Genomic DNA, 24,865 nt, shown 5'->3' with positions numbered 1-24,865 from the left:
AAGGGCGACGCGAAGCTAGTCCTGAAAGGGAAACGCTAATTGGAAGATTTTTCTTCTAAAGAAGAAAAATTTGAACAATGGCGTTATAATGCATGTGGATATGGATGCTTTCTTTGCATCGGTGGAGCAGCTGGACCACAAGGAATATCGGGGCAAGCCCTTGATAGTCGGCGGTATTGGAGGCCGGGGAGTGGTGTCTACCTGCTCATACGAGGCCAGAAAATTTGGAATCCATTCTGCCATGCCCACTGCCAAGGCCATGAAGCTGTGCCTCCAGGGAATTTACACTGCTATAAAAGAGTTATTTAAACATTTAAATATTAGTAATAATATAAGGCTGTTAGGTGTTTCCACCACAGGCTTTGGGGAAATGGAGGCTGTGTCCCTGTTCCATGACGAGAAAAAGGACAAGCTGTACCAGACCATAGACGTTATAAACAGCAAATTTGGCAAGCTGGGGGTTACCCGGGGAAGCCTTATAAAAAAATAAAATGCTGGAATCTGCTACGGGATTCCAGCTTTTTTAAAATGTTATTTTAATGCTTAAATAGTATTATTTTAGCTTTTAGAGGACTCCTTCTTTTCCCCGGGGATATCCATAATAGCCGTGGGTCCACGCTGGCCGGTGCGGATGCGGACTGCATCGGTGAGCTGGTAAACGAAGATTTTTCCGTCCCCATAATTGCCGGTGCGCAGGACCCGCTGGGCGGTTTCCAGCACCTGGTCCACAGGCACCTCGCAGACTACGGTTTCCACCTTGATTTTTGGTACAAGGTTTATATCGTACTTTTTGCCGCGGTATACCTCCTCATGGCCTTTCTGGAGGCCGCAGCCAAAGACCTGGCTCACGGTCATGCCCAGGACACCAATGTCATTAAGGGCATTCATAAGCTCGTCCAGCTTGTTGGAGCGGGTTATAATGTCAATTTTGGTCATTATCATATTATCACCTTGCCCTTTCTTACGCCTTATGGGCCGTTGCATTTAGCACCGTGTTGGCCAGCATTTCACTGGAATCCTCAAAGCTGCCCATAATAGGACTGCCCCCCAGGATGGACCGGGCATAGCCCCGCTCCCCATGCTCGATAATATCCAGACCGGTAAGCTCCTCTGCCTCGGAGGCCCGGGCCTCAGTAATCACATTGACCAGCTTGTACAGCAGGGTGGTACCCACAACAGCCAGCACTATCGCAACGCCGATGGAAATGAGCTGGGCGATAAAGAGGTGGCTTTCACCGTAAAAGAGACCATTGGCCCCTGCCGGATTAATCTCTGTGGTGGCCCAGATACCAGTGGCCAATGCACCCCACATACCGCCAACACCATGTACACCAAAGGCGTCAAGGGCATCATCATAGCCCAGTCTTTCCTTGAGCACAGCTACGGCAAAATAACAAACTACACCGCCCACAAGGCCGATAATAACCGAAGGAAGTGGAGCCACGAAGCCGGCAGCCGGGGTAATGGCTACCAGCCCGGCGATACAGCCGGAGGCGGCACCGAGAATGGTAGGCTTGCCGTTCATCCGCCATTCAGCAGCTACCCAGGAAAGGGTGGCTGCGGCGGCAGCGGCCTGGGAGGTAACAAAGGCGTTGGCGGCCAGCTCATTGGCCCCCAGGGCACTGCCTGCATTGAAGCCGAACCAGCCAAACCAGAGGAGGGCGGCCCCCAGAACCGTCATGGGCAGGTTGTGTGGAATCATGGCTGTGCGTCCATAGCCGGAGCGTTTGCCCAGAAGAATACAAAGGGTAAGGCCGGATACTCCGGACAGAATATGGATAACCAGACCACCGGCAAAATCAAGGGCACCAAGCTCCGCCAGGAAGCCACCGCCCCAAACCCAATGGGCCATTGGGTTGTAAATCAGAAGGGCCCACAGGAGAATAAACAGGGCGAAGGCGGCAAACCGCATGCGCTCGGCAAATGCTCCGGTAATAAGGGCCGGGGTGATTACGGCAAACATGCACTGGAAGGCTACAAAGGCCAGCTCGGGAATGGTGCCGTTTTCCAGCACATTATAGCCTACCCCCACAAGACCAATTTTATCGAGGCTGCCGATAAACCCGTTGATATCCGCCCCAAAGGTCATGGTATAGCCGATAAGCACCCATTCAACGGAAATCAGGGCTACGATGAAAAAGCTTTGCATTATGGTGGTAAGTACGTTTTTACTGCGGACCATGCCACCGTAGAAGAAGGCCAGGCCGGGAGTCATCAGAAATACCAGGGCCGCACTGATAAGGACCCAGGCAGTGTCGCCGGTGTTAATCATAATAATCAGTCCTTTCACAATGTTTACCAAATAGAAAAGGCATCCTGTGATTTCTCCATTTTTAAATAGAAGAACCACAAGACGCCTTTGTCTTATTACCTGTACCTGGAAAGAGTTGGGAGACTTTATTTTGTGTGAGACAGTACAGGTATTTACTATTTGGTTTTTGGTTGGAACAACCTACATGAAAACATAAAGCCCCATGAAATCCGGTACCTGATTTCATGGGGCGTCATTGCCATGTATGTTGTTAGCTATTAGTATACTCATTTTTTTTGCTATGTCAATAGAGTTATAGAAAAAGTTTTTAAAATCGTGCCGTGGTATAGAAAAAATGCAGAAGGAGCTATTGACATATACCCCCATAAGGTATAATATACCCCCATAAGGTATATTTGCCGTGTGTAATGAGGAGAGTTCAGGATGAGTGACGTACATATAGAGGACATGCCGGGCTGTTGCTGTGGTAATGCAGATGGAGGCGGGCTCCATAAGCATAAGTTCCGGGATAAGCAGGGGGAGGAATACAAGGGCCTCATTCGCCGGCTTAACCGGATTGAGGGTCAAATTCGGGGTATTCACAACATGGTGGATGAGGATCGCTATTGCGTGGACATTCTTACCCAGGTCAGTGCGGTGCAGTCGGCCCTGAATGCCTTTACCAAGGAGCTGTTAAGTCAGCACATTCACAGCTGTGTGGTGGAGGATATCCGTCAGGGAAAGGATGACGTGGTGGATGAGCTTTGCGGTCTGCTGCAAAAGGTAATGAAGTAGCGGGGGTATATTGTGAAAAAGGAAAAGTTTGATGTTACGGGCATGACCTGTTCCGCCTGTTCCTCCAGGGTGCAGAAAACCGTGGAGGAGCTGGCGGGTACCCATGGGGTGGCCGTTAATTTATTGACCAACAGCATGCAGCTGGAATATGATGAGGCGATTATCAGCCCTGAGGCCATTATTGCTGCGGTGGAGCAGGCGGGCTATGGAGCCCGTGTCAGGGCACAGGACCAGGGGATCTCCCCTGCCAATAAAGATAAAGAACAAATGGCCCATAAGCAGGCACAGGAAATCCTCCACAGGCTTCTTTGGTCCCTTGGGTTTTTGGTGCCGGTAATATATATTTCCATGCACGGAATGCTGGAAGGAATGTTGGGACTGCCGGTTCCGGAATTGGTCCGGGAGGTCCTTGACGGTCCGGAAAACGCCATCACCTTTGCCTTTGCCCAGCTGTTATTGGTGCTGCCCATCATGTATCTCAATCGTCAGTTCTACATCGTGGGCTTCAGGACCTTGCTTCAGGGCTCCCCCAATATGGATACCCTGGTGGGGATGGGCTCCATGGCCTCGGCCCTATTTGGTGCCTTTGCCATCTTTCGCATGGGCTACGGTATGGGTCACGGCGATATGGCCCTGGTGACGGAATACAGCACCAATTTGTATTTTGAGTCGGCAGGCATGATAGTGACCCTGATAACCCTGGGCAAATTTTTGGAGGCCCGGGCCAAGGGGGAAACCAGCCGCGCCCTGGAACAGCTCATGGATTTGGCCCCGAAGCAGGCCACTGTACTTCAGGATGGTTCTGAAAAAGTGGTGGCGGTGGAGGACCTGTCCGTGGGGGACATTGTGTTGGTGCGGCCCGGGGAGCGCATTCCCGTTGATGGGATCATAATAGAGGGCATGACCAGCATTGACGAATCAGCTATTTCCGGGGAAAGCATACCCGTGGAAAAAGGGGTGGGGGACAAGGTGATTTCCGCCACCATCAATAAAAACGGCTTTATTAAATTCAAGGCTCTGCGTGTGGGGGAGGATACCACCATCAGCCAGATAATCAGGCTGGTGGATGAGGCCAGTGCCTCCAAGGCACCCATTGCCCGCATGGCGGACAAAATAGCGGGAATTTTTGTTCCGGTGGTTATCATCATTGCCTGTACCGCCGGTCTTATATGGCTGATGCTGGGAGCCAGCGTGGAATTTGTTTTTTCCATTGTAATATCTATTCTGGTTATCTCCTGCCCCTGTGCTCTGGGCTTGGCCACCCCGGTGGCAATTATGGTGGGCACCGGCAAGGGAGCGGAAAACGGCATATTGATAAAATCCGGGGAAGCCCTGGAAATGGCCCATAGCATCGATACGGTGGTAATGGACAAAACGGGCACCATTACCGATGGCAGGCCGGAGATTACCGACATAAAAGCCATTGGTATAGAAGAAAGGGAGCTGCTGGCCATTGCCGCCGGTCTGGAACAGGGCAGCGAGCACCCACTGGCGGAAGCGGTGCTGAATTATGCACAGGAGCAGGCTATACAGCCTCAACCAATGGGCAATATAAAGGCGGCCTTTGGCCGGGGGCTTTGTGCCGATGGGGGGATGATAGCCGGCAGTCAGAATTTTATGCTGGAGCAGGGCATTGATATTACCCCATATCAGCCATATCTGGATGAGCTGGCGGATCAGGGCCGGACCCCATTGCTGTTTGCCAGGAACAAGACGCTGATTGGTATTTTGGGGGCGGCGGACCAGGAAAAAGCCACCAGTGCAACGGCGATAAATCAGTTCAAGGCCATGGGTATTGATGTGGTGATGCTCACCGGGGATAATCAGCGAACGGCGGAGGCCATCAAGCACCGCTTGGGGATTCCCCAGGTGATAGCCGGTGTGCTGCCGGAGCACAAGGAGGCCCATATTGCCGAGCTGCAGGCCAAGGGCCATCGGGTGGCCATGATAGGCGATGGCATCAACGATGCACCGGCCCTGGCCCGGGCTGATTTGGGTATTGCCATTGGAGCAGGTACGGATATTGCCATTGAAAGCGCTGATGCGGTATTGGTAAGAAACGACCTGCTGGATGCGGTCAGTGCCGTAAAATTAAGCAAGGCGGTTATACGGAACATCAAGGAAAACCTGTTTTGGGCTTTTTTCTATAATGTGATTTGTATACCGGTGGCAGCCGGGGCCCTCTACACAACCCTTGGGATAAAGCTGTCCCCGGTAATGGGGGCGGCGGCCATGAGCATGTCCAGTGTATGCGTTTGTTTAAATGCCTTGCGGTTAAGATTTTTCACGCCGGAAGAGGCGGAAACCAGCTTGACCCCAGCAGATAAAAATATTAATAAGGAACATTTTAAGGAGGAAATAGCTATGGAAAAGACGTTGAAAATTGAGGGTATGATGTGTATGCATTGCCAGAAGCACGTTACGGAGGCTCTGTCCAAAATGGACGGGGTCACCGAGGTAAATGTGGATCTGGAGGCCAAGACTGCGGCAGTAAAGGCCAGCCGTGACATTTCCCAGGCCGAGTTTAAAGCCGTAATTGAAGAAGCCGGCTATGAACTGGTAGGGTGATCATTTGGGACGCTGGAAATAGGTTAATATCATAGCTAATGTACCCCATCAGGTGGACACGATAAGACAAAGGAGTACAGCGTATATAAAAGACGAAGACCGTTGGCCTTCGTCTTTTTTGCGGTGCGCCCAGCATGGGCGGGTTGCTTGGGTTCTAGTACCCTTGTGGTGCTTCCCCTCCCCTGCGGGACTAGCTCATTTTTTATTTTAAAAGCGTGTCTTCGGAGACCTTGATGGTGTTGCCGAAGGTCCATAGGTCGTCGGCAGTGTAATTATAGGCGGGATTGGTTAAATCTTCGTTGGGAATGTAGTAATTGGATTCGGCATTTATAATACCGCTGAGGGTGTTGTACAGCATATCATTGGTGAAGAAGCTGTTGACCCGGTCCTGGAGGATTTTTGCTTTGGTGGGATTATTTTTCTGGTATTCATTCCCTAAATACAGGAACATGGGAATGCGTACCTTAACAAAATTCTGGTCATTGGGGGTATGGCCTGTGCGCATATGCTCCCCGTGGTCGGAAAAATACAGCATAACCTGGAGGTTCAGCCTATCCCTGCCGTATTCGTATATGGCCTGTAAAAATTCATCGGTATAGCGGATGCTGTTGGCGTATTCCGCTTCCCTGGTGTCCTCGGCAAACACCGCCTTTTCTCGTGGGTAGCGTTCTTTATAGGCCGCATGGCTGCCGTTGCCGTGGAGGATAACAAGGTTATTTTCCTGAGGATTAACTTTGGCCAGCTCCCCAAGCATACTATGATCATCGTCCTTCCCCGTATTCAGGAGGGTATCGGCCCGGGAGGCCACATTGAAGAAGGAGGACTCGTTGTTGTTTTTCCCCAAATTGGTAATCCAATAGGTTTTGTAGCCCTTTTTTCGGGCAATATCAATGATATTCATGCTGTCCAGAAAGTCCCGGTCGTGGTAGGCACTTTTTTCCGTCAGGGCACATTCCAGCACCTGCTGGGTCAGGCTCTGGCAGGCGTAGGCGTTGCGGAAGATAATAAAATCGGGGTTATTGGCCTGCTGACTTAACCAGGGGGTATCATCAAACCGGTAGTCAGGAGTGTAGACCTTCATTTTGTCACGGGTGGCCGATTCCCCGATGACCATAATAATGGTGTGGGGGCTTTGGAGGACCGGGTCAGCGTTGGAAATGGCGATGCTGTCTTGTTTAGCTTCAATATTTCGATAATATTGACTTAAGCCAATGCTGTAGCGAACGGCCTTAAGGTATGGGGCAACGAAATCCGTTTGGGTCCAGCCATAGCAGGCAACGAGTGATACGGCCAGTACTCCCCAGCGGGTAAGAACGGATAGGGGGTGCTGCTGATTATCCTCAATGCATTGGAGCTGGTGAAACCGAAGCTTATGTATGAGAAGTATGGCAATTACCATGGCGGTTATCAGCATCATGAGATACAGGGGACCAATATATGTCATTAACCACTCTGCGGCCTCACGGAAATTGGTATTGTGGAGGGCGGTGGCTTCCTCGTAGGTTATGGGGCTTCCATAGAGATGATAGTGGATGATGGAAAACACCGGGGGCAGACAGTAGATAAACTGTAATATATCCAGACACCAAAAGGCCTTTGGCTTTTTTATATGCTTTTCACACAGCTGCTGGAGCAATATGAAGGCGACGGCTCCCATGGTACCGGCAATAAGTCCGCCGTAAAACAGCCTATCGGTGTCCACCTTCATGACCAGATGTTGATATAAAAGATAGGTATACCACCAGCCCGCCACTAACAGGCCGGCCCCCCATTTTTTTATATATTTCAATATTTTAAATGTATCCATCCCTTGGACTCCCTAAACAAAAAAGCCCAGGCAAAAACCTGGGCTGTAATATCTGGTGACGCGTAGGGGATTCGAACCCCTGAAGCCGCCGTGAGAGGGCGGAGTCTTAACCACTTGACCAACGCGCCGCGAACATTGAATATGATACTATGGCAGCCGCCATTAGTCAAGGAATTTTTAAAATAAAGATTTTTTGCATCCCACATGGAGTACATTTTTATTCACTTAAAATAAAATTACGAAAAAATCTTTATATTGAAGAAATTTCATTAAAAAAATGGTTGATTTTTGCTATAATGTTATTAAATATACTTTGGTGGCTAAATGAGACTTATTCAGTGGGAGATTTATACGCCCACTGAATGTAGTTGAATTAATCCAGAGCTTTGCGGACGTATCCAAGAGGCAAAGCCTATTGGTTAATACGTCCCATGCGAAAGTGTCCTGCAAAGCAAGACCATGGCCTTAGCTGAGCAGCTGACACTGACCGCTATGGATGCTTTCCTCCCACCTAAGAGGAGGGAGATTTAGCACCCGTCAGCGTGGGGGTTAGAGGTTATAACGAGCTTTAAGATGTCTCCCACCTCTTTAAGTGAGGGAAAACAAACTACAACAGCTGGCGAGCATATCTTCCAGCTCGTTGCGACGCGAAGCTAGTCCTGAAAGGGAAACGCTAATTGGAAGATTTTTCTTCTAAAGAAGAAAAATTTGAACAATGGCGTTATCACTTTTTTTACTGATAATGACGCACGGTATTATGATATTTGTATGGGAGGCGCGGGATAATGCGGCATCGCCAAGACAAAATCTTAGAAATTTTAAATTTAAAGAATCTGTTTTGCTTTGTAGCAGTATTTGCATGTCTGATGGGGATTGTAAAGCTGTGGCCAATGACGCCGGCGAAAGCAGAGGACGAAAAGGTGGTCCGGGTGGGCTATTTCGTGGAGGAAGGCTTTCAGATGGGCGACAGGGATGGCGCAGTAAAAAGTGGGTATGGCTATGATTATTTACAGCGGCTGAAGCTGTATGACAATTGGAAATATGAATATGTGTACGGCCCCTACGGTGAGCTGTATGAAAAGCTGGTGAAGGGGGAAATCGACCTGTTGGGGGGATTGGCATACCGGCCGGAGCGCACGGCAGTCATAAGCTATCCCAAGGAGCCAATGGGCTCCAGCCAATATGTGTTTTTCAAGCGCATCAACGATGATAGTGTGACTGCGGATCCGGAGTCACTGAACGGAAAGCGGATAGGGGTTCTCACCGGTGCCCAGGTAAAGGTCGTAAACGATTATCTGGAGAAGCATAATCTTCAGGCAACAGTCAGTACCTATGATGACCTGAGGGAGCGGGATGAGGCTATCAGACAGGGTGTTATTGATGTTATGCTGGCTGAGGGCTATAACAACTTTACTAACCTAGGGGTTGAGATGTGCCTGGAGGCTGGTGCCACGGATTTCTATCTGGCAGTGAATAAGGCCCGGCCTGATCTTTTGGAGGATTTAAACGAAGCCCAGCACCGGTTATATCAGGAAAATCAGAATTATATTGCGGATCTGTCCCGAAAGTGGTTTAAGCGGACGAAATATACCTCGGCCCTGTCCAAGGCGGAGCGTCAGTGGCTGAACGAGCATGACGTGATCAGAATAGGTTATCTGGATGATTATTTGCCCTATAGCAGTACGGCACCGGATGGCAGTGTGGATGGAGTCATCAAGGATATTGTTCCGGAAATCTTCAACGTATTGGGGATTAGTAAAATTAATATAGAATATAAGGGGTATCCTGATGGGGAGACCTTGACCAAGGCCCTGCAGGATCGGGAGGTGGACGCTATTTTTCCTGCCATCTCCAACTATTGGATTACTGAGGAATTCGATATGGTGCCAAGTGATCCGGTAATAAACTCCTATTTTAATATTTTGTATTTAGGGGAATACCCCAATATGGCTACGGCAAAAATTGCTGTGGTCAACCGGTTGGGGGTCATGGATGATTTTAGGGCTGTACACTACCCGAATAACCCGGTTAGTTATTATGTGAATGATGAGGATGCTGTGGAGGATCTGCTGAAGGGCGAAGTGGATGTAGTTATCGTCAGTGGCTTCAGAACCGAATACGTACTCCATGGAAAGACCGGCTACAGTATTATCCACTCTGCCCAGCTGCCTGATGATGCCTCCATTGGCTTTGCGGGAATGAATGCAAATGCGGTAGGCATGAGTATCCTTAATCACGGTATTACCCTGATGGATAAGGATTTTGTGCTGACCAGCTCCTATACTTATATTCCTCACCGCAAGATGACATCAGGGGAATTTTTAAAGCAAAATATTTGGATCCCTATAGGGGCTTTGGCAGTAATTTTTATTCTGGTGCTGTTCTTCATTGGCCGTGAAAACAGGAAAAACCGGGAGCATCTTCTGGAGTCGGAGTCCCAGATACAGGAGATTACTACCCTTAACAGTATTTTGCAGGACAGACAGCTGCGGCTGGAGGAGCTGACTGCCGCCCAGGATGTTCAGCTGGAAAAGACAAAGGTTCTTAACGAAGAGCTGCAGCAACAGCATATAAAGCTGGAGGAGGCCAGGGAGACTGCCGATGTGGCCAATCAGGCCAAGACCACCTTCCTGTTTAACATGTCCCATGATATCCGTACGCCCCTTAATGCCATTATCGGGTTTACTGAGCTGGAGGAGCGGGATCCGGATAATGTTGAGGTTAACCGGGAATATCGGAAAAAGGTTAAGCTGGCCAGCTACCAGCTGCTGGATATATTGAATAATGTGCTGGAAATGGCCCGCATTGAAAACAAGAAGGTGGTTATTGAGCAGGAGCTCACCGATTCGGAGGAATTATTTAATGGCTGCGTGGCCGTTTTTGAAGGGGAAATGAAAAAGAAAAATCTGTCCCTGACGGTGTCCTGCGATATACAGCACCGCTATCTGTATCTTGACAAAACCCATTTGTCCGAGATTATTATGAATATTGTAAGCAATGCGGTGAAGTACACCCCGGCAGGAGGGGCCATACAGATAAATTGCCGGGAGCTGCCGGGTGATACGGAGGAACAATGCGTGGTTGAGGTGTCCGTTAAGGATACGGGTATCGGCATGTCCCAGGAATTTGTGGCGGAGATATTTGAGCAATTCTCCCGGGCCCGCAATACCTCCCAAAGCGGTATACAGGGGACTGGCCTCGGTATGGCCATTGTGAAAAATCTGATAGAAATGATGAAGGGTCATATTGAGGTTCACAGCGCAGTGGGCCAGGGGACGGAAATTATTTTCCGTATTCCGCACCGCATAGGTGCGAAGCCGTCTGACACAAAGAGCGAGAGCTATACTGAGGAGGCTGCAGACTTTTCCGGCAAGCGTATATTGCTGGCTGAGGATAATGATTTAAATGCGGAAATTGCCACTGCCATCCTGGAAAATAACGGCTTTAATGTGGAACGGGCCTGTGATGGTATTGAATGCTTTAATATGGTGTCCACGGCTGAGGCCGGGTACTATGACCTTATTCTCATGGATATTCAGATGCCAAACCTTAATGGCTACGAGGCTACCAAAAAAATCCGCAAGCTGACGGATCCAGCCAAGGCCAATATACTTATTGTGGCCATGACGGCCAACGCCTTCAAGGAGGACCAGCAGATGGCCATGGAGGCCGGTATGAATGACCATTTGGCTAAGCCCATAGATGTAAAGAAAATGCTGGAAACCCTGGAGAGACTGTTTAAGGTTATGGAAGAGGCATAGGGCCGCAGGATAGCTGAATACAATGAAAAAAGGGCTGTCCCACTATAAATCAGTGGCGACGCCCTTTTTATATTGGCACATTATTTCTGATTATTGAGAACCTCCACCAGGGCCTTCATATATTCCGGTATATCTGGCGGTCTTCTGGCTGATACAATATTCTTGTCCACCACACATGGCTTGTCCAGCCAGGTGGCACCGGCATTGGTTAAATCATCCTTGATGCCGGGGGTGCTGGTAACCTGCCGATCCTTTAATACCTTGGCTGAGGCCAATACCCAGCCGGCATGGCATATCTGGCCAATAAGCTTTCCTTCCCGATTCATGTCAGCCACCAGCTTTAACACCTTGGGAAATCGCCGCAGCTTATCTGGGGCCCAGCCGCCGGGTACCAGTATACCATCGTAATCCTTGGCTTCTACCTCCTCAAAGGACATGGGCACTTCGCAGGGAACGCCGTATTTCCCATGGTATACTCCGGCCTTTTCCGCCACCAGATCCACCTGAAAGCCAGCCTCCCGCAGCCTCATAACGGGACACCACAGCTCCAGATCCTCAAAATCGTTGCTTACTAACTGCAAAATCTTCTTCATTTATCTTGCCTCCTGCCTGCTTATTCATTGGCCTTTATTTTTTTTCCTAAATCATCAAAAAATGATTTGCTGATTCGCCCAAAGATACCCTGCTGTCCATGGTAGGAATCATCCCGCTCCCTAAGCTCATCCCTGGACATAACCAATTTGTTTGTTTTGGCATCGTATACGTCAAATTTTACCCGTACGGTAGAGGTGTAAATGGTCTTTTCCGGGTGATATACCGGTACAGTATAATAGTAGGTTTCATCGTACCAGCTGCCGTCAGACCGTTTTACCTTGCGGGTGGCGGACCTGGTTTCCCAATCGGTGTAGGCCGGCTTGATGTAGTAATCATCGTGCCACTTGAGTACCTCGGCCTTTACGTAGATATCCGCCAAATCCTGGGGATACAGGACGGCATCCTTGTCAGGGTGCATAACCCGATATGATGGCTTGGAGGCGGTTTTCATATATTCCTCCTGTACCACCTTTTCCGTCAAATCACTGGGTAATTCAGAGGTATCCTTGATGACAATATCATGAATGATGGCCCGTTGTATTTTGGTGAAATCATAGGCTTTATCCTCCCAGTGTACCTTTTCGGCCTGAACGGCCAGGGGACAAAGCATAAGCAACAGAAACATCATCCCACTTAGAAGTGGGGCAAAAAAGCGATTCATAATAATCCTCCTTTCAGGGGCTGCGGCTAAGTCATAAAAGTTACTAATATTACTTATTCGAGATTATGGGCGGTTATTCCTGCCTGATTTCTTAGTTAATTATGTTGTTACATGATAGGCAATATGCTATTATAAGGTTAAGTAGTTTTCATTGGGGGTGGAGTCCATGGGGGAGCAACCTAAAAAGAAAATTCTCATCATTGACGATGCAGAGGTTAATCAGATGCTGCTGTCCAGAATGCTGGAGCAATACGAGCTGGTTAATGCCAGTACCGGTGACCAGGCCTTTGAAAGCCTGCGGGCAAATGCAGGCTCCTTATCACTGATTATTTTGGATCTGGTGCTGCCTGACATGAATGGGTTGGATCTTCTGCGGTTTATTAAAGCCGACGAGGAATTGAAGGATGTACCGGTGGTGGTAATGAGTGCCCAGGCTCAGATGGAGCAGGCTTCCTTGGATATGGGGGCTGTGGAATTTTGGCGGAAGCCATTCTGGAACGCCCAGGAGGTTCAGAAGAGAGTAGCCCAATATTTGGATGAAGGTTAAAATTTGTCAGACATTTAAAAAGCTGATGGAAAATCCCCTTGGAGATTTTTCATCAGCTTTTTAGATGATAATTAGATTTTTTTAATCCAATACAACAGATGGACGATCCACAATAGAAGACAAAACTACAATGGTCTGAGTCTTGCTAACACCGGCCTGATCCTTGATACGGGTCAGGAGATTTTCCAGAGTCTGAGTATTCCGGGTAACGATTTTTAAACTGAAGTCAAAATCACCGGTGATATAGAAGCACTCCTTGATGTCGGGCTCATTTACAACGAAATTCTTGAAAGCACTGGCTTTGGCCGGATTATTAAAGCTCAGATTAACCAGGGCGGTCAGATTTTTGTCCATCAATTTCGGATTGAGAATTGCCGTGTACTGCTTGATGACCCCAGATGCCTCCAGCTTCTTTAACCGTTCACTGATAGCAGGCATGGAGAGGGCAATTTCTGAGCTCAGCACAGAAATTGTTACGCGGGCGTTTTCCTGTAAACGTTTTAAAATTTGCTTGTCAATTTTATCCATTAATCATTCACCACCATTTCTATGTTATTATATAGGGAATATCAAAAAATGTAAATAAAAACTTGGGAAAAAGATTAAATTTATCGAGAAGGCTATGAAATTTGTTAAACAATTATCCCAGATTAGCAGCAGGTAATAAATCTTGGTTAACTAAAGATGGTGGTGAGGGTTGACGAAAGAGCCGGACAGGGCTATACTTTTATTTAGGTTTTTCCAACACATTTTATATTGCGTTGTCGCAGGAAAGGTAAGTGTTAGTATAATGAGTCAGAGTGTTGCAGTTCAGCAAAATGTTTCCGTTAAGAGCCTGGCAAAGATGGCTATGTGTTTGGCGGTTATCAGTGTGTCCGCCTATATTGCGTTTCCTCTTCCCTTTACACCGGCTATGATCGTGGCTGCCACGGCGGCCATGTGTTTTACTGCCTTTGTCCTGACGCCCAAACAGACCTTTATGACCTTGGTGGCCTATCTTATTTTGGGCGGACTGGCCGGAGTGCCGATTTTGCCGGGTGGGACTGGCGGCCTGGGCCGACTTTTTGGGCCTACCGGAGGCTTTTATTTTGCCTTTGTGGTGGCTTATACACTGGTATCCTATTTTAAGGGAAATAATAACAGTCTTAAGCGTTATATAATCGTTAGTATATTGGTAAGTTTGCCGATTACCTATATTGGCGGCCTGATTTCTATGATGTTAGTCCTAAATATTGGTTTGGAGGCGGCAATTGCCCAGGCAGTGCTTCCATTTATCCCCGGAGATGTAGTAAAATGTATTCTAGGGGCATTCATCGGTGTCAGAGTGAATAAGGCTCTGGGGAGTGAATAACAGCGGGATGAACAATTATTACGAATTGCTTGCCGAGAAGTCCGGGAAAATGCCGGATAAAGTAATGCTGGATTGCGATGGGGACAGCTTCACCTACAGTTCCTTGTTGGGATTGGTGGAGGATTTGGCTTTAGGTGCTTCGGAAAAGGGGATAAAGCCATACAAGCCTATATTGATAATCGCTGAAGGCCCTGTCTATCAAGTCGGGGCCTTTTTGGCGTTGGAAAAGCTGGGGGCTGTTCCCATATTGATGCATCAGGATTGCGCTTCGGATGTGGTGGAAGCCATTATACAGGAAAATAATATTTACGGTATGTGGCAGGTAGGCCCGAAGCAAAATAAATTCCTGCTGCTGAAGGAGGGGGCCGCTGATCGGTATCCCTGGGAGGTGATGGGGGCCCTGACCTCCGGCTCCACAGGGGTGGCCAAGGTGCTATATCGCAGCTATGACAGCTGGGCAGGCTTTTTTCCGGAGCAGAACAGGGTATTTGGCGTGGATGAGACGGCTGTTATGTTCCTTCATGGCAGTATGAGCTTTACCGGCAACCTGAATATGTTTATGGGAGTTTTGGCCGCCGGGGGCTCTGTGGTGACCTGCCGCCGTATCAGTGGAAGCAATTGGCATTTGCTGATTTCCCGCAATATGGCTACCCATGTGTATATGGTACCGGCCAAGCTGCAGATTTTGGGTCTGTCTGCCAAATCGGCTAATCATCAGGTACGCCAGATATTGGCCGGCTCCCAGCTGATCAGCCCGAAGGCCCAGAAGGCGTTGCGCCGGGCCTTTCCTGGGGCGGATATTTTGTTATATTACGGCTCCAGTGAGCTGAATTATATTTCCTATCGTCATCTCCAGGTGGATGACAGGGATGCCCGCAATCTGGGGAAGCCCTTTGCCGGGATAAAGGTGGAGTCGGTACAGGGGGATTTGTACGTGGATTCACCCTTTCATGTCAGTGGGATAGGGGTGCCCTATTGCTGTGATGATACAGGCTATTTCAACGATGATGGGGATATAATTTTTACGGGTCGCAAGACGGACTGGATCAACAAGGGGGGCTACAAAATCAGCTGCCTAAAGCTGGAGCAGCAGCTTAAAAATATGGCCTATGTCCGGGACGTAGCCGTGCTGCCCTTTGAGGATGCCACCCGGGGGCAGGATATAGCCGCCTTTGTGGTGACAGATGAGCCGGTGGATTCCAAGGAATTTCGCCATGATGTAGGGGAATATGTGGATGAGCGGGAGCGGCCCAAGAAGCTGTTGTTTTTGGAGTCATTGCCCCTCAACGATCGAGGTAAGGTAAATAAACAAGCCCTAAAGGAGTTACTAGTATGAACAGAGAATTAGCCGTAATTGCCGGCCGGTTGCGGGGCGGCGACTATGATGGTGTAATGATTATCAAGAATTTGTGGCAAAAGGAGGATGAAGCAACCTACCGGGGAGATACCTATGAGCCGGAAATGCTGAAATCCACCAAGCGGATGCTGCTTTGTCAGGCCCGCTCCGGGTTGGAGAGCCTGACTACCACAATGCTGCTGACCCCCAAGGAGGCGGCGGCCAAGGCTGAGCTGGTGGCTCCGGAGCTTACCGGTGACAATGCAGTGGCTGCCGAGGGCTGCTGGCATGTATTTACCCGGCAGGAAACCCTGGATTTCGTCACGGCCGTAGGGGATACCAATCAGATCCATCGCACGGAGATACCTGTGGTACCAGGGATATTTATAATGGAACGGATTTTGGCGGATTTGCCGGCCAATGTGGTGCGGTTTGAGGTGTCGTATCGCAATGCGGTATTTGCCGGTGAGCCCCTGTGGCTTGATGTGGAGGGCAACAAGGTGGTATTGCGGGGCAGCGCCAAGGAATATATAAACGGAACCTTTGAAGTGGAGTAACGGCATAAGGGGCTTTTTCATGGAAAAGGTGTATGTTTTAGCGGGGTGCCGAACCCCTATTGTAACGAAAAATAACAGGTTTAAGCACATCCCCGCGGAAAAGCTGGGGGCTGTTGTGGTGCAACGCCTTTTGACAGATTTAGGACAGGATATATACCCTGATGGGCTAATCGCCGGGAATGCGGTGGGAACCGGGGGCAATATCGCCCGGCTTATGGCACTGACCGCCGGTCTGCCTGACTCGGTGCCCGCCTTTACGGTGGATATGCAATGTGCCTCGGGGGCGGCCGCCATAGCCATGGGCTGCGCCCAGATTGCCAGCGGCAACGGGGATATGTATATCTGCGGCGGCATGGAAAGCTCCTCCCTGCAGCCGGTGCGTATATATAATGAGCATGATGAGCGGTATGGTAGGACAGCCCATGGCGATGGCCGCTACATGACGGCCCAGTTTTCCCCCGGGGAGCTGGCGGAGGATGCCATGCTGCGTGGGGCAGATGCTGTTATGGTGGCCGAAGGGGTGACCAGGGAGGAGCTGGATTTTTGGGTACTGCGGTCCCACAGACTGGCGGCCCAATGTGCGGACCAGGGCCTGCTGCAGTCCCGGATAGTTCCCCTGGAGGGGGTAACCAGGGATGATGGCATTCGCTACAGGATGAGTCAGCGGCTGCTGGACAGATTGCCCAGCCTTTTAGGGGGAGACTCCCTGCTTAATGCGGGGAATGCCTGTCTTATTAATGATGGGGCGGCCTTTGTGGTATTGGTGTCTGAGGCTTGGTTAGCGGCTAACCCAGGGTTTACGGCGCAGGCTGAAATACTGGGCACCTGCACGGCCGGTGGCAGTCCCGTGGAAAGTCCCCGTGGTGCCATGGCTACAGCGGATAAGCTGCTGGCCCGTCATGGGCTGACCTATGAGGATATGGATGCCATTGAATTTAATGAGGCCTTTGCCGTTATTGATGTATTGTTTCAGCGGGAGCACCCCCATTTGATTGACCGTTACAACATGCTGGGGGGAGCTTTGGCCTACGGCCATCCCTATGGGGCCTCTGGCGGGATTATTATGATTCATTTGCTGAGGGCCTTGGAGCTGGTGAAGGGATCTTTGGGACTAATGTCCGTTGCCGGAGCCGGCGGCATGGGCCAGAGCATTTTAGTGCGGAAAACCGGATAAAATAAAAAGGCCAAACCCTTTGTTGCCAAGGGCTTGACCTTTTTTCATGTATGAATTAATTACTTGATGAGAGCATATACACCAGCTAAAGTAATAGCCTTGAGAATGCCGTCAGCAATCATTGCCATATCCATGTTTTTCGCCTCCTGAATAGTTAAAACCTCAGTAATACCAAGGGCTTACCGGGTCCTCATTTCTCACAGTGCCTATTATACTGCGTTAAATAAAAACATAAAAGGGACTATGGTCCCATAAAGAGCTATAAGAATATAGAACTTTTTAATAGAATAACTAACAATTTTGTTATAAGTGCATTGAGCATATTTTCACACCCGGCCTGTAATAAGATTAGAATTGTATTATATAAGGGCTGTAGGGGTTTTAGGCGGCATTTTTTTATTATATAATTGTGTCAATGGAGGTTATAGCTATGAAGAAGCAAGTTACATTAAAAAATGGCTTAATTTTACCCCCAATTGGTTTAGGTACCTGGAGGATTGGTGACGATCCTGCCATGGAGCAGCAGGAGATTGGGGCCATACTCACCGGTCTTCAATCTGGCATGTGGCTGGTTGATACGGCGGAAATGTATGGTGACGGCCGCTCGGAAAGGCTGGTGGGCAAGGCGATTAAGGAGTTTCTGACCCAGGGACGCCGGGAGGATATTGTGGTGGTGTCCAAGGTATTGCCCTGGAATGCCGGGAAAAGCAATATCCGAAAATCCTGTGTAAACAGCCTGAAGCGGCTGGGGCTGGAGTATTTGGATCTGTATCTCTACCACTGGATAGGGGATGTACCTATGGAAGAGGTGGTGGAGGGGCTTAATGCTTTGCAGCAGGAGGGCCTGATACGGGGCTGGGGCGTTTCCAACTTTGATATTGAGGATATGGAGCAGCTGCTGGACATTCCGGGAGGGGAACATTGTCTGGTAAATCAGGTTCTCTATCATCTGGGCTCCCGGGGCATAGAATACAGCTTGTTGGATTATATGCAGGCGCATGATATCGCCCTTATGTCCTATTGTCCTTTGGCCCAGGGGGGACGTCTCAGCCGGGGACTGCGGGAAAATCCGGTGGTGGGATCCATTGCAGAGGCCCATGGGGCCACTCCATCCCAGATTTTATTGGCCTGGAATATCCGAAGCGGTCATACGGTAGCCATTCCCAAGAGCTCATCGGCGGTGCATATCAGGGAAAATGGGGCAGCAGCCGGTATAGAATTAACGGAAGCAGAATTGCTGGCCCTGGATAGGGAGTATGCTCCCCCGGCGGTGAAAATGCCCCTGGATACAGAATGAAGTTTTTTCGTAAGAGAGGATGATTTTTATGCAGTTAAAGAAGAAAATCCTGGCGGCAGGTCTGGCCTGTGCCTTGGCTATAGGTACTCCGGGTGTAATGGATAATATGGCCTTTGCCGAGACCGTTCAGCCGGCGGCGGTTCAGGCGGTGGATGCCAGGACGCAACTGACCAATGCGTTGAACAATCTGGCTGCCGAGGACAATGGAACCCTGTCCTTTAAGCTGAATTTCAACAGTCCTTTATTGGGGGGGGATATGAGAGGTTCCTGCGATTTTGTATCCAAGCCGACCTTTATAGCCAAGGGTGTTGGTGAAATCGTCTTTAATGTAGCCGGTGTACCAAACGGCAAGACCCAATACAATTTCTATTCCCGGGAAACAGCGGATAATATGGAGTTTTATTCCCAGAACATCAAGGGCGGCTGGGATAAATACGTATACCGCAAGGCCGACAGCAAGGCGGTGGAGGCATCCGTCCAAAAGGGTCTGCAGACTGATTTTCCGGATGTGGTTAAGGGGGTAACCCTGGGCCAGCGTCAGGGGGCTGATCAGGATTATGTGGTAGTTCTGGATGGCCAGAAGGTGAAGGACTATGTAATGAAGCTATATAATCTGGAGAGTGTGAAAAAGGGCAGTAAGGAGTCCGACAGAAAGCTTGTGGAGGATGTACTGACCAATATGGGGGACCTTCAGTGTACCATCACCATTGACGAGGTTCAGCATCATTTCCGCAAGCTGCATGCTGACCTGACCCCCCAGGCCCGGGCCGCAGCCAAGGCGGTATTAAGCAGCATGAAGGACAGCAGCGGTATGGAGGCCATCGTCGATGCCAGCACCATCGAAATAAGCTTCACCGGCACCAATTATGGCAGGATAGAGAAGGTAGATATACCTACTGAGGTGGTGGAGAATGCCGTAGTTAAGGAATTGCCAAAGGTTCCAGAGAAAACTAATAAATAATAAGGCATTATACCTACTTGTACAGCAGGTAATAGTAAAGGCCGATAATAGTGTACAATATTAAGGGAGAGTCACAAGGCGGACTCTCCCTTTGGCTTATGAGTATGGGTGATTTTTGTACAGGCTGTCATTCTATTCAACATGGAAATACACCGCATTCAACAGGGCCAGGGGAAGCTTGGGCAGCAATAAAAATAATGCCTGGCCGTTATCCCTCAGCCATTGGCGGTGCAGCTTATAGTCCGGATCGTAGCGTCCCACCAGCTGCCAAAAAGCAGGTGAATGATTCATTTCCCTCAGGTGGGCCAATTCGTGAATCAGCAGGTAATCAATAACTCCGTCGGGGGCCATAATGATCCGCCAATTAAAATTCAAATTTTTCAGGGAGGAGCAGCTGCCCCAGCGGGAATCCTGGTCCTTGATGAAAATTTTATTAAAGGTCAGGCCCATTTCATCAGCCCAATAGGCAGCCCGCGGCATAATGTATTGCTGGGCCTGGCGGCGGTACCACTTTACCAGAGGAAGCTGAACGGGTACTGTAGGGTGCTCCTGATAGAAATTTACCAGCAGTTTACCCCCTGTGATGGTGACCTGGGGCTTGTTCATGCTTTGACGTATCTCCAGCGGGTAATTTACACCACGGAAGGGCATAGGATGCCCGGCTGGCAGATTGCGGATGGCTTTTCTCATGATTTTCTCCCGATGTAAAATATTTTGGCAGGAAGCTCGCGCCTCTATGGGCGGGAGTAAGCGCATTAGTTGAGTAATATTGTAGAGGGAAAACCGTATTTTGTAAAATGATACTTATAACGAGCTTTAAGATGTCCCCCACCTCTTTAGGTGGGGGAAAACAAACTACAACAGCTGGCGAGCATATCTCCCAGCTCGTTGAAACGCTAATTGGAAGATTTTTCTTCTAAAGAAGAAAAATTTGAACAATGGCGTTATAACGTGATAGCTGCAGCAGCCATTAGTGTGGACAAAGGCGTTTCATTTAAAACCTTGGCATCGGACAAAAAATGTATACTTTACTTTATTATGTGTCAAAAATATGTTAAACTGTATCTATGTTATATCTATGTAGATTATGACGAAACGTGTGTAAATTAAAATTAAAATATTAGGAGTGAAGCCATATGATGTCATTAAATTTTCAGGCCGAGAAGCATGCCAAGATGCTGGAGGCCCGTACCAAGCGTTGTACCGTCCGTTTGGGGGATGTAAGCAAGCAGTTCCCGGAAAATTCCATTGTCTGGATTACCACCGGCAAGAAATTCACTCCTAAGAAGAAGCTGTACACTGCATTTTTGGATAAGGTGCGGGTAAAGACCATGGCCAACCTCACCTCAGAGGACCTGGGCGTCCAAAACCCGGAAATCAACTCCCGGGAGGAGCTGATTGCTGACTTTGAGCAAATCTACAAAAAGCGCATTACCATGGAGGATACCGTAACGGTTATTTATTTCACGGAAGTGATGGAATAAGAAGCAAGAGATGTGACACCTGTTCCTGGGGGGAAACCCTATGGACAGGTGTTTTGTCATTGAGCATAAAAAATGCACTCTTTCCTTGGTATGGATTGAGTGCTTTTTTTGCTAATAATTACGATTATGGTTCATAGCTGATGTGTGGGGAATGGGATTATTATCTGTCAATTTCATAGAAATAGTTTATTTGTATGTCTATAGCTTTTTGATGCTCCGGTTTTAGGTGACGGTATTTTTTGATTAATAAAGCTTCGTGGTCAGTCTGCAAAGAAAATTTATTAATGGAAGTAACATCATAGTTAACAGCGCTTTGACTGTGAATGTCAATGAAAATTTGAGCCACTTGATTACGAATTTTTGAGCCAGTGTGCTCACGAAAAATTGAGCCATGTGACCATTAATTTAAGGCCCCGGACTATACCATTGTAGAAAGTAATAATTACAGCTTTGACGTAAAAATAATTGATAAGGCTGATGTGGTTGTAATGAAATTTGACTACATGGGCCACGCCCAATGGTACTGGCTTCGCGTCGCCGCCCCACCACCCGGCATACACCCCGCCCAAATCACTGCATTGTATGCACCATCAGCATTATGGTATAATGTGTTAACCAAAGATGAAGTATTTGGTAGTTAGAAAGACTACCAATACGACCCGCTGAATTTGGCGGGTCATTCAATCCAAAAATGAGTTCACCGGATTCAGGCCATAGGTATCACGCTCCTATTTGTTATTTGGAAAGGATAAAATTTATGAAAATCAGACCTTACGAAGAAAAGGATTTGCCGGCTATGATCAGCATTTGGAACGAAATTGTTAAAGAAGGAATTGCTTTTCCGCAGGAAGATTTGCTTACTTTAGATACAGGTTCTCAATTTTTTGCTGCCCAAAGCTATACTGGTGTTGCTGAAGATGATGACTTTAGCATTGTTGGGCTTTACATTCTCCATCCAAACAACATTGGTAGGTGCGGTCATATCTGCAATGCCAGTTATGCAGTAAGTTCATACTGTCGTGGAAAACATATAGGTGAAGCACTTGTAAAAGACTGCATTGTACGAGCTAAGGAAAATGGCTTTTCCATATTGCAGTTCAATGCGGTAGTTGAAACAAATACTCATGCCCGTCACCTTTACGAACGATTAGGATTCAAACAGCTGGGTACTATTCCAAAGGGTTTCAGAATGAAAGATGGTCATTTTGAAAATATCTGCCCATATTTCATAAGTTGTGAATAAATCCTCACGCAAAACACCGCCCTTTCGAGCGGTGCCCCTGCCTTGCTTAGGTTTAGCCAATATGTCCCGCTGAATTTGGCGGGTCATTCAACCAAATAATAATCCCAGGGCCGTTCTCAATTCAGGGAGCGGCCCTTTATTTTGGACAAAAGAAAGAGCCCTGCACCTGCAGGGCCTAAAATCAGTTTTTCTTACTTATTCTAATGATGGCGTCTATCATATCCTTTTAATAGTTAAATATATTAAAAATCGTTGGTAGGAGTAGCCACATCATGCTATAATTTTGCCAAAGGAATAGGACGTTTTGGGTAGTAATTTTATATTAATGGGGTCTAAAACCGCATAAAACCTACTACTAATACGACCCTCCAAAAATGGAGGGTCATTCAACAAAATATTGCTTAAATCGACAAAAGGCCCCCATGTATAAAAGTCAAGACAATTTGGAGAATTTGAACGGTTATGATTTTCATGAAAAAATGCAATTGCAAAGTCAACATTTGATTTCATGTCGGCAAAAATGCGATTAGAAGAGGGTATATAGAATTGGAGGAAGACTATGGAAAAAGCATTCGCAATCCCAATATCCAGGCGTGACTTCATGAAACTGGCGGGACTTACGGCGGCGGGAACATTGCTCGGCGTCCAGGATAACGTCCCAAAGGCGGAGGCTTCCGCCGCTCCAGCGCATAGGGTTGATTTTGAAAAGGCAGCTATTCCAACGCTTTTTAACGTCGATGTCTGCGTGGTTGGTGGCGGCTCGGCGGGTACTGCGGCTGCTGTTACCGCTGCGCAAAAAGGAGCGAAAGTTGTCCTTGTGGAGCGGGGCATTTCCCTTGGAGGACTGGCGACCCAAGGTTGTGTGTATCCTTGTATGCCTACTTTTGTAGATGGTAGTGATACCCCCTATATTAAAGATTTGAATAGACGCATGGAAAAGCAAGGGATATCGCCATTTTACGAAGTAATAGATACCGATACCTTTTACGGAGGCGGCAGAGCGCGATATATACCGGAATATCTTTCACTCGTATACGATGAAATGTGTGAAGAAGCGGGAGTCCGTATTCTTTATAGCACTTCCCTGGTGGGAGTTGTGACGACTGGAAGCCGAATCATCTCCGTTGTTGTCCAAACCGTAGAAGGACTGGCAAAGATACAAGCAAAGGTTTTCATCGATGCCACGGGAGATGCGTTGCTTTCGCGGCTGTCGGGGGTTCCAACGGAAAAAGGTTCGGAAAAAACGGGACATAACCAGCCCATGAGTCTGCGTTTTGAAATGGGCGGTGTCGATTTGGGCAAGGTCTACAATTTTTCTTTGCACCTTTTGAAAGACTATAAAAAAGGAATTTTCGATGAAATGACGGAAAAAGCTTTGAAGGAACATAGGCCCCCATTCATCGAGTTCGAAAAGTGGAAAAATAATGAGTATTTCTTCCAGAATGCCGTTGCCCGAGGGGATTTGACACAGGATGATGTCGTATACATTCAAGCCTTTTCGATTCCCGGTAAGCCCAATGTAATGTCCATGAACTGTCCGGAGATGCCGCTCCTGTCCTTCAGTTCCACGGATGCGGTTTCTAAGAGCGAGGCAATCAGTTTTGGCCGCAAAATGATGCGGCGTTTGGCAACTTTTTTCATTCATAATGTATCCGGGTTTGAGCACGCCTATATCAGTCGGGAGGCCTGCATGGTGGGAGTGAGGGAATCCTGGCGGATTCGCGGGAAATACTACATGGAGGCCGACGACTATCTAAAGGCTCATCATTTCCCCGATGCTGTCTGCCGTACGGCTTATCCCATCGATATTCATGATGTGAAGCTGGCGGCCTTTGAAAAGCTGAAAAAAGGACAGTACTACGAAATTCCCTACCGCGCCTTGGTGACGAACGAGATTTCCAACCTGTTGGTAGCTGGACGCTGCGCCAGCGGCAGTTACGCAGCTCAAGCATCCTTCCGAATCCAACCAACCTGCATGAGCATGGGAGAAGCGGCGGGAATCGCGGCTGCTTGGGGGATTTCTCACGGAATAGAAGCTAACGCCCTGAGCTGGGAAGATATTCCTGCAGAAGAGCGTAGCTACGTGAGCGAAGGGTAAGGAGACTTTGTGATATTTTACATTGAAGAATATGAAAAGTATGAATAGAGGGCACCTGCCAGCAGAATGCTCATGGAAAAGAAGCCTGCAATAAGGGTAAGAAAAATATGTTTTTTCTAATACGACCCTCCAAAAATGGAGGGTCATTCAACTTGACCGCTTTAAGGACGAAGGCCGAAACTATTGAAAAATCCCAGGGATTTTTCGATACGCTTACCCAACTGGTCAAAGAGCTATGGCCTGCAGCCTAAATGTTGTAAAGTGCTGGAAAAAATAGGAAAGTGGTGATTAATAATGAACTATAATCGGAAAAGGTGTTGGGGAGCTGTTGTTATCGTATTCATAGCGGCTGTTTTGGCGGCAGGCTACGCCATAGGAGA

The 24,865-nt window shown here is 48.3% G+C and carries 22 protein-coding genes and 1 tRNA gene; 15 read left to right on the top strand and 8 right to left on the bottom strand.

Going from position 1 to position 24,865, the window contains the following annotated elements; genetic code table 11:
• Positions 1-88 precede the first annotated feature (88 nt).
• Positions 89-490, top strand: a complete 402-nt coding sequence (locus Q0Y54_RS04285) for a hypothetical protein (RefSeq protein ID WP_366072261.1) — start codon at positions 89-91, stop codon at positions 488-490.
• 68 nt (positions 491-558) lie between these two features.
• On the opposite strand, the gene Q0Y54_RS04280 is transcribed toward Q0Y54_RS04285, so the two are convergent.
• Entirely contained in the window at positions 559-942 is a 384-nt protein-coding gene (locus Q0Y54_RS04280; RefSeq protein ID WP_297964630.1) for a P-II family nitrogen regulator, read from the bottom strand.
• 19 nt (positions 943-961) lie between these two features.
• Positions 962-2,272: an ammonium transporter gene (locus Q0Y54_RS04275; RefSeq protein WP_297964634.1), complete on the bottom strand. Its 1,311-nt coding sequence runs from the start codon at positions 2,270-2,272 to the stop codon at positions 962-964.
• 447 nt (positions 2,273-2,719) lie between these two features.
• Here Q0Y54_RS04275 and Q0Y54_RS04270 point away from each other — a divergent pair, with 447 nt between their 5' ends.
• On the top strand, positions 2,720-3,046 hold the full coding sequence (locus tag Q0Y54_RS04270) for a metal-sensing transcriptional repressor (protein WP_366072259.1): 327 nt from the start codon (positions 2,720-2,722) through the stop codon (positions 3,044-3,046).
• A 12-nt stretch (positions 3,047-3,058) separates the two neighbouring features.
• On the top strand, positions 3,059-5,614 hold the full coding sequence (locus Q0Y54_RS04265; RefSeq protein ID WP_297964626.1) for a heavy metal translocating P-type ATPase: 2,556 nt from the start codon (positions 3,059-3,061) through the stop codon (positions 5,612-5,614).
• A gap of 202 nt (positions 5,615-5,816) precedes the next feature.
• On the opposite strand, the gene Q0Y54_RS04260 is transcribed toward Q0Y54_RS04265, so the two are convergent.
• Together Q0Y54_RS04260 and Q0Y54_RS04255 are read right to left on the bottom strand one after the other, a co-directional pair.
• Positions 5,817-7,421, bottom strand: coding sequence for a phosphoethanolamine transferase (locus tag Q0Y54_RS04260; protein ID WP_297964624.1), 1,605 nt, complete (start codon positions 7,419-7,421; stop codon positions 5,817-5,819).
• Between the two features lie 53 nt (positions 7,422-7,474).
• Positions 7,475-7,549 (bottom strand) — tRNA-Glu (locus Q0Y54_RS04255).
• 657 nt (positions 7,550-8,206) lie between these two features.
• Here Q0Y54_RS04255 and Q0Y54_RS04250 point away from each other — a divergent pair.
• Entirely contained in the window at positions 8,207-11,182 is a 2,976-nt protein-coding gene (locus Q0Y54_RS04250; RefSeq protein ID WP_297964622.1) for an ATP-binding protein, read from the top strand.
• Between the two features lie 80 nt (positions 11,183-11,262).
• Here the strand turns inward: Q0Y54_RS04250 and Q0Y54_RS04245 are convergent, their stop codons facing one another.
• Positions 11,263-11,775 carry a type 1 glutamine amidotransferase domain-containing protein gene (locus tag Q0Y54_RS04245; RefSeq protein WP_297964620.1) on the bottom strand — a complete coding sequence of 171 codons (513 nt, stop codon included), beginning with the start codon at positions 11,773-11,775 and terminating at the stop codon, positions 11,263-11,265.
• Between the two features lie 20 nt (positions 11,776-11,795).
• Entirely contained in the window at positions 11,796-12,437 is a 642-nt protein-coding gene (locus tag Q0Y54_RS04240; RefSeq protein WP_297964617.1) for a hypothetical protein, read from the bottom strand.
• Positions 12,438-12,603: 166 nt separating this feature from the next.
• Here Q0Y54_RS04240 and Q0Y54_RS04235 point away from each other — a divergent pair, with 166 nt between their 5' ends.
• Positions 12,604-12,984 (top strand): PleD family two-component system response regulator, encoded by a 381-nt coding sequence (locus Q0Y54_RS04235; protein ID WP_297964615.1) that lies wholly within the window; start codon positions 12,604-12,606, stop codon positions 12,982-12,984.
• A gap of 81 nt (positions 12,985-13,065) precedes the next feature.
• Here the strand turns inward: Q0Y54_RS04235 and Q0Y54_RS04230 are convergent, their stop codons facing one another.
• Entirely contained in the window at positions 13,066-13,512 is a 447-nt protein-coding gene (locus Q0Y54_RS04230; protein ID WP_297964613.1) for an Lrp/AsnC family transcriptional regulator, read from the bottom strand.
• A gap of 262 nt (positions 13,513-13,774) precedes the next feature.
• Here Q0Y54_RS04230 and Q0Y54_RS04225 point away from each other — a divergent pair, with 262 nt between their 5' ends.
• The 6 genes from Q0Y54_RS04225 to Q0Y54_RS04200 all read left to right on the top strand — a co-directional run bounded on the left by Q0Y54_RS04225 (position 13,775) and on the right by Q0Y54_RS04200 (position 19,660).
• A complete protein-coding gene (locus Q0Y54_RS04225) occupies positions 13,775-14,335 on the top strand; it encodes a biotin transporter BioY (RefSeq protein ID WP_297964611.1) in 561 nt (186 codons plus the stop codon).
• Between the two features lie 7 nt (positions 14,336-14,342).
• Positions 14,343-15,671, top strand: a complete 1,329-nt coding sequence (locus tag Q0Y54_RS04220; RefSeq protein ID WP_297964609.1) for an AMP-binding protein — start codon at positions 14,343-14,345, stop codon at positions 15,669-15,671.
• Complete coding sequence (locus Q0Y54_RS04215; RefSeq protein ID WP_297964607.1) at positions 15,668-16,228, top strand: hypothetical protein; 561 nt, start codon at positions 15,668-15,670, stop codon at positions 16,226-16,228. Before Q0Y54_RS04220 ends, Q0Y54_RS04215 begins: the two co-directional genes overlap by 4 nt.
• 19 nt (positions 16,229-16,247) lie before the next feature.
• Positions 16,248-17,402: a thiolase family protein gene (locus Q0Y54_RS04210; RefSeq protein WP_297964605.1), complete on the top strand. Its 1,155-nt coding sequence runs from the start codon at positions 16,248-16,250 to the stop codon at positions 17,400-17,402.
• Positions 17,403-17,832: 430 nt separating this feature from the next.
• The gene (locus Q0Y54_RS04205) at positions 17,833-18,699 is read left to right on the top strand and encodes an aldo/keto reductase (RefSeq protein ID WP_297964603.1); all 867 of its coding nucleotides are present in this window, start codon (positions 17,833-17,835) and stop codon (positions 18,697-18,699) included.
• Positions 18,700-18,727: 28 nt separating this feature from the next.
• Positions 18,728-19,660: a hypothetical protein gene (locus Q0Y54_RS04200; protein WP_297964601.1), complete on the top strand. Its 933-nt coding sequence runs from the start codon at positions 18,728-18,730 to the stop codon at positions 19,658-19,660.
• A 132-nt stretch (positions 19,661-19,792) separates the two neighbouring features.
• On the opposite strand, the gene Q0Y54_RS04195 is transcribed toward Q0Y54_RS04200, so the two are convergent.
• On the bottom strand, positions 19,793-20,350 hold the full coding sequence (locus tag Q0Y54_RS04195; RefSeq protein WP_297964599.1) for a M48 family metallopeptidase: 558 nt from the start codon (positions 20,348-20,350) through the stop codon (positions 19,793-19,795).
• 210 nt (positions 20,351-20,560) lie between these two features.
• Between Q0Y54_RS04195 and Q0Y54_RS04190 the strand changes: the two genes are divergently transcribed.
• The 4 genes from Q0Y54_RS04190 (at position 20,561) to Q0Y54_RS04175 (ending at position 24,485) form a co-directional block, all read left to right on the top strand.
• Positions 20,561-20,770, top strand: a complete 210-nt coding sequence (locus Q0Y54_RS04190; protein WP_297964597.1) for a hypothetical protein — start codon at positions 20,561-20,563, stop codon at positions 20,768-20,770.
• A 26-nt stretch (positions 20,771-20,796) separates the two neighbouring features.
• Positions 20,797-21,144 carry an ASCH domain-containing protein gene (locus tag Q0Y54_RS04185; protein ID WP_295916272.1) on the top strand — a complete coding sequence of 116 codons (348 nt, stop codon included), beginning with the start codon at positions 20,797-20,799 and terminating at the stop codon, positions 21,142-21,144.
• A 691-nt stretch (positions 21,145-21,835) separates the two neighbouring features.
• Positions 21,836-22,387 (top strand): GNAT family N-acetyltransferase, encoded by a 552-nt coding sequence (locus Q0Y54_RS04180; RefSeq protein ID WP_297964595.1) that lies wholly within the window; start codon positions 21,836-21,838, stop codon positions 22,385-22,387.
• 559 nt (positions 22,388-22,946) lie between these two features.
• A complete protein-coding gene (locus Q0Y54_RS04175) occupies positions 22,947-24,485 on the top strand; it encodes an FAD-dependent oxidoreductase (RefSeq protein ID WP_297964593.1) in 1,539 nt (512 codons plus the stop codon).
• Positions 24,486-24,865 lie beyond the last annotated feature (380 nt).

Origin of the sequence: uncultured Anaerovibrio sp., assembly GCF_947302755.1 — a bacterium.
Taxonomy (GTDB): domain Bacteria; phylum Bacillota; class Negativicutes; order Selenomonadales; family Selenomonadaceae; genus Anaerovibrio.
This window is presented reverse-complemented; position numbering and strand designations above follow the sequence as displayed.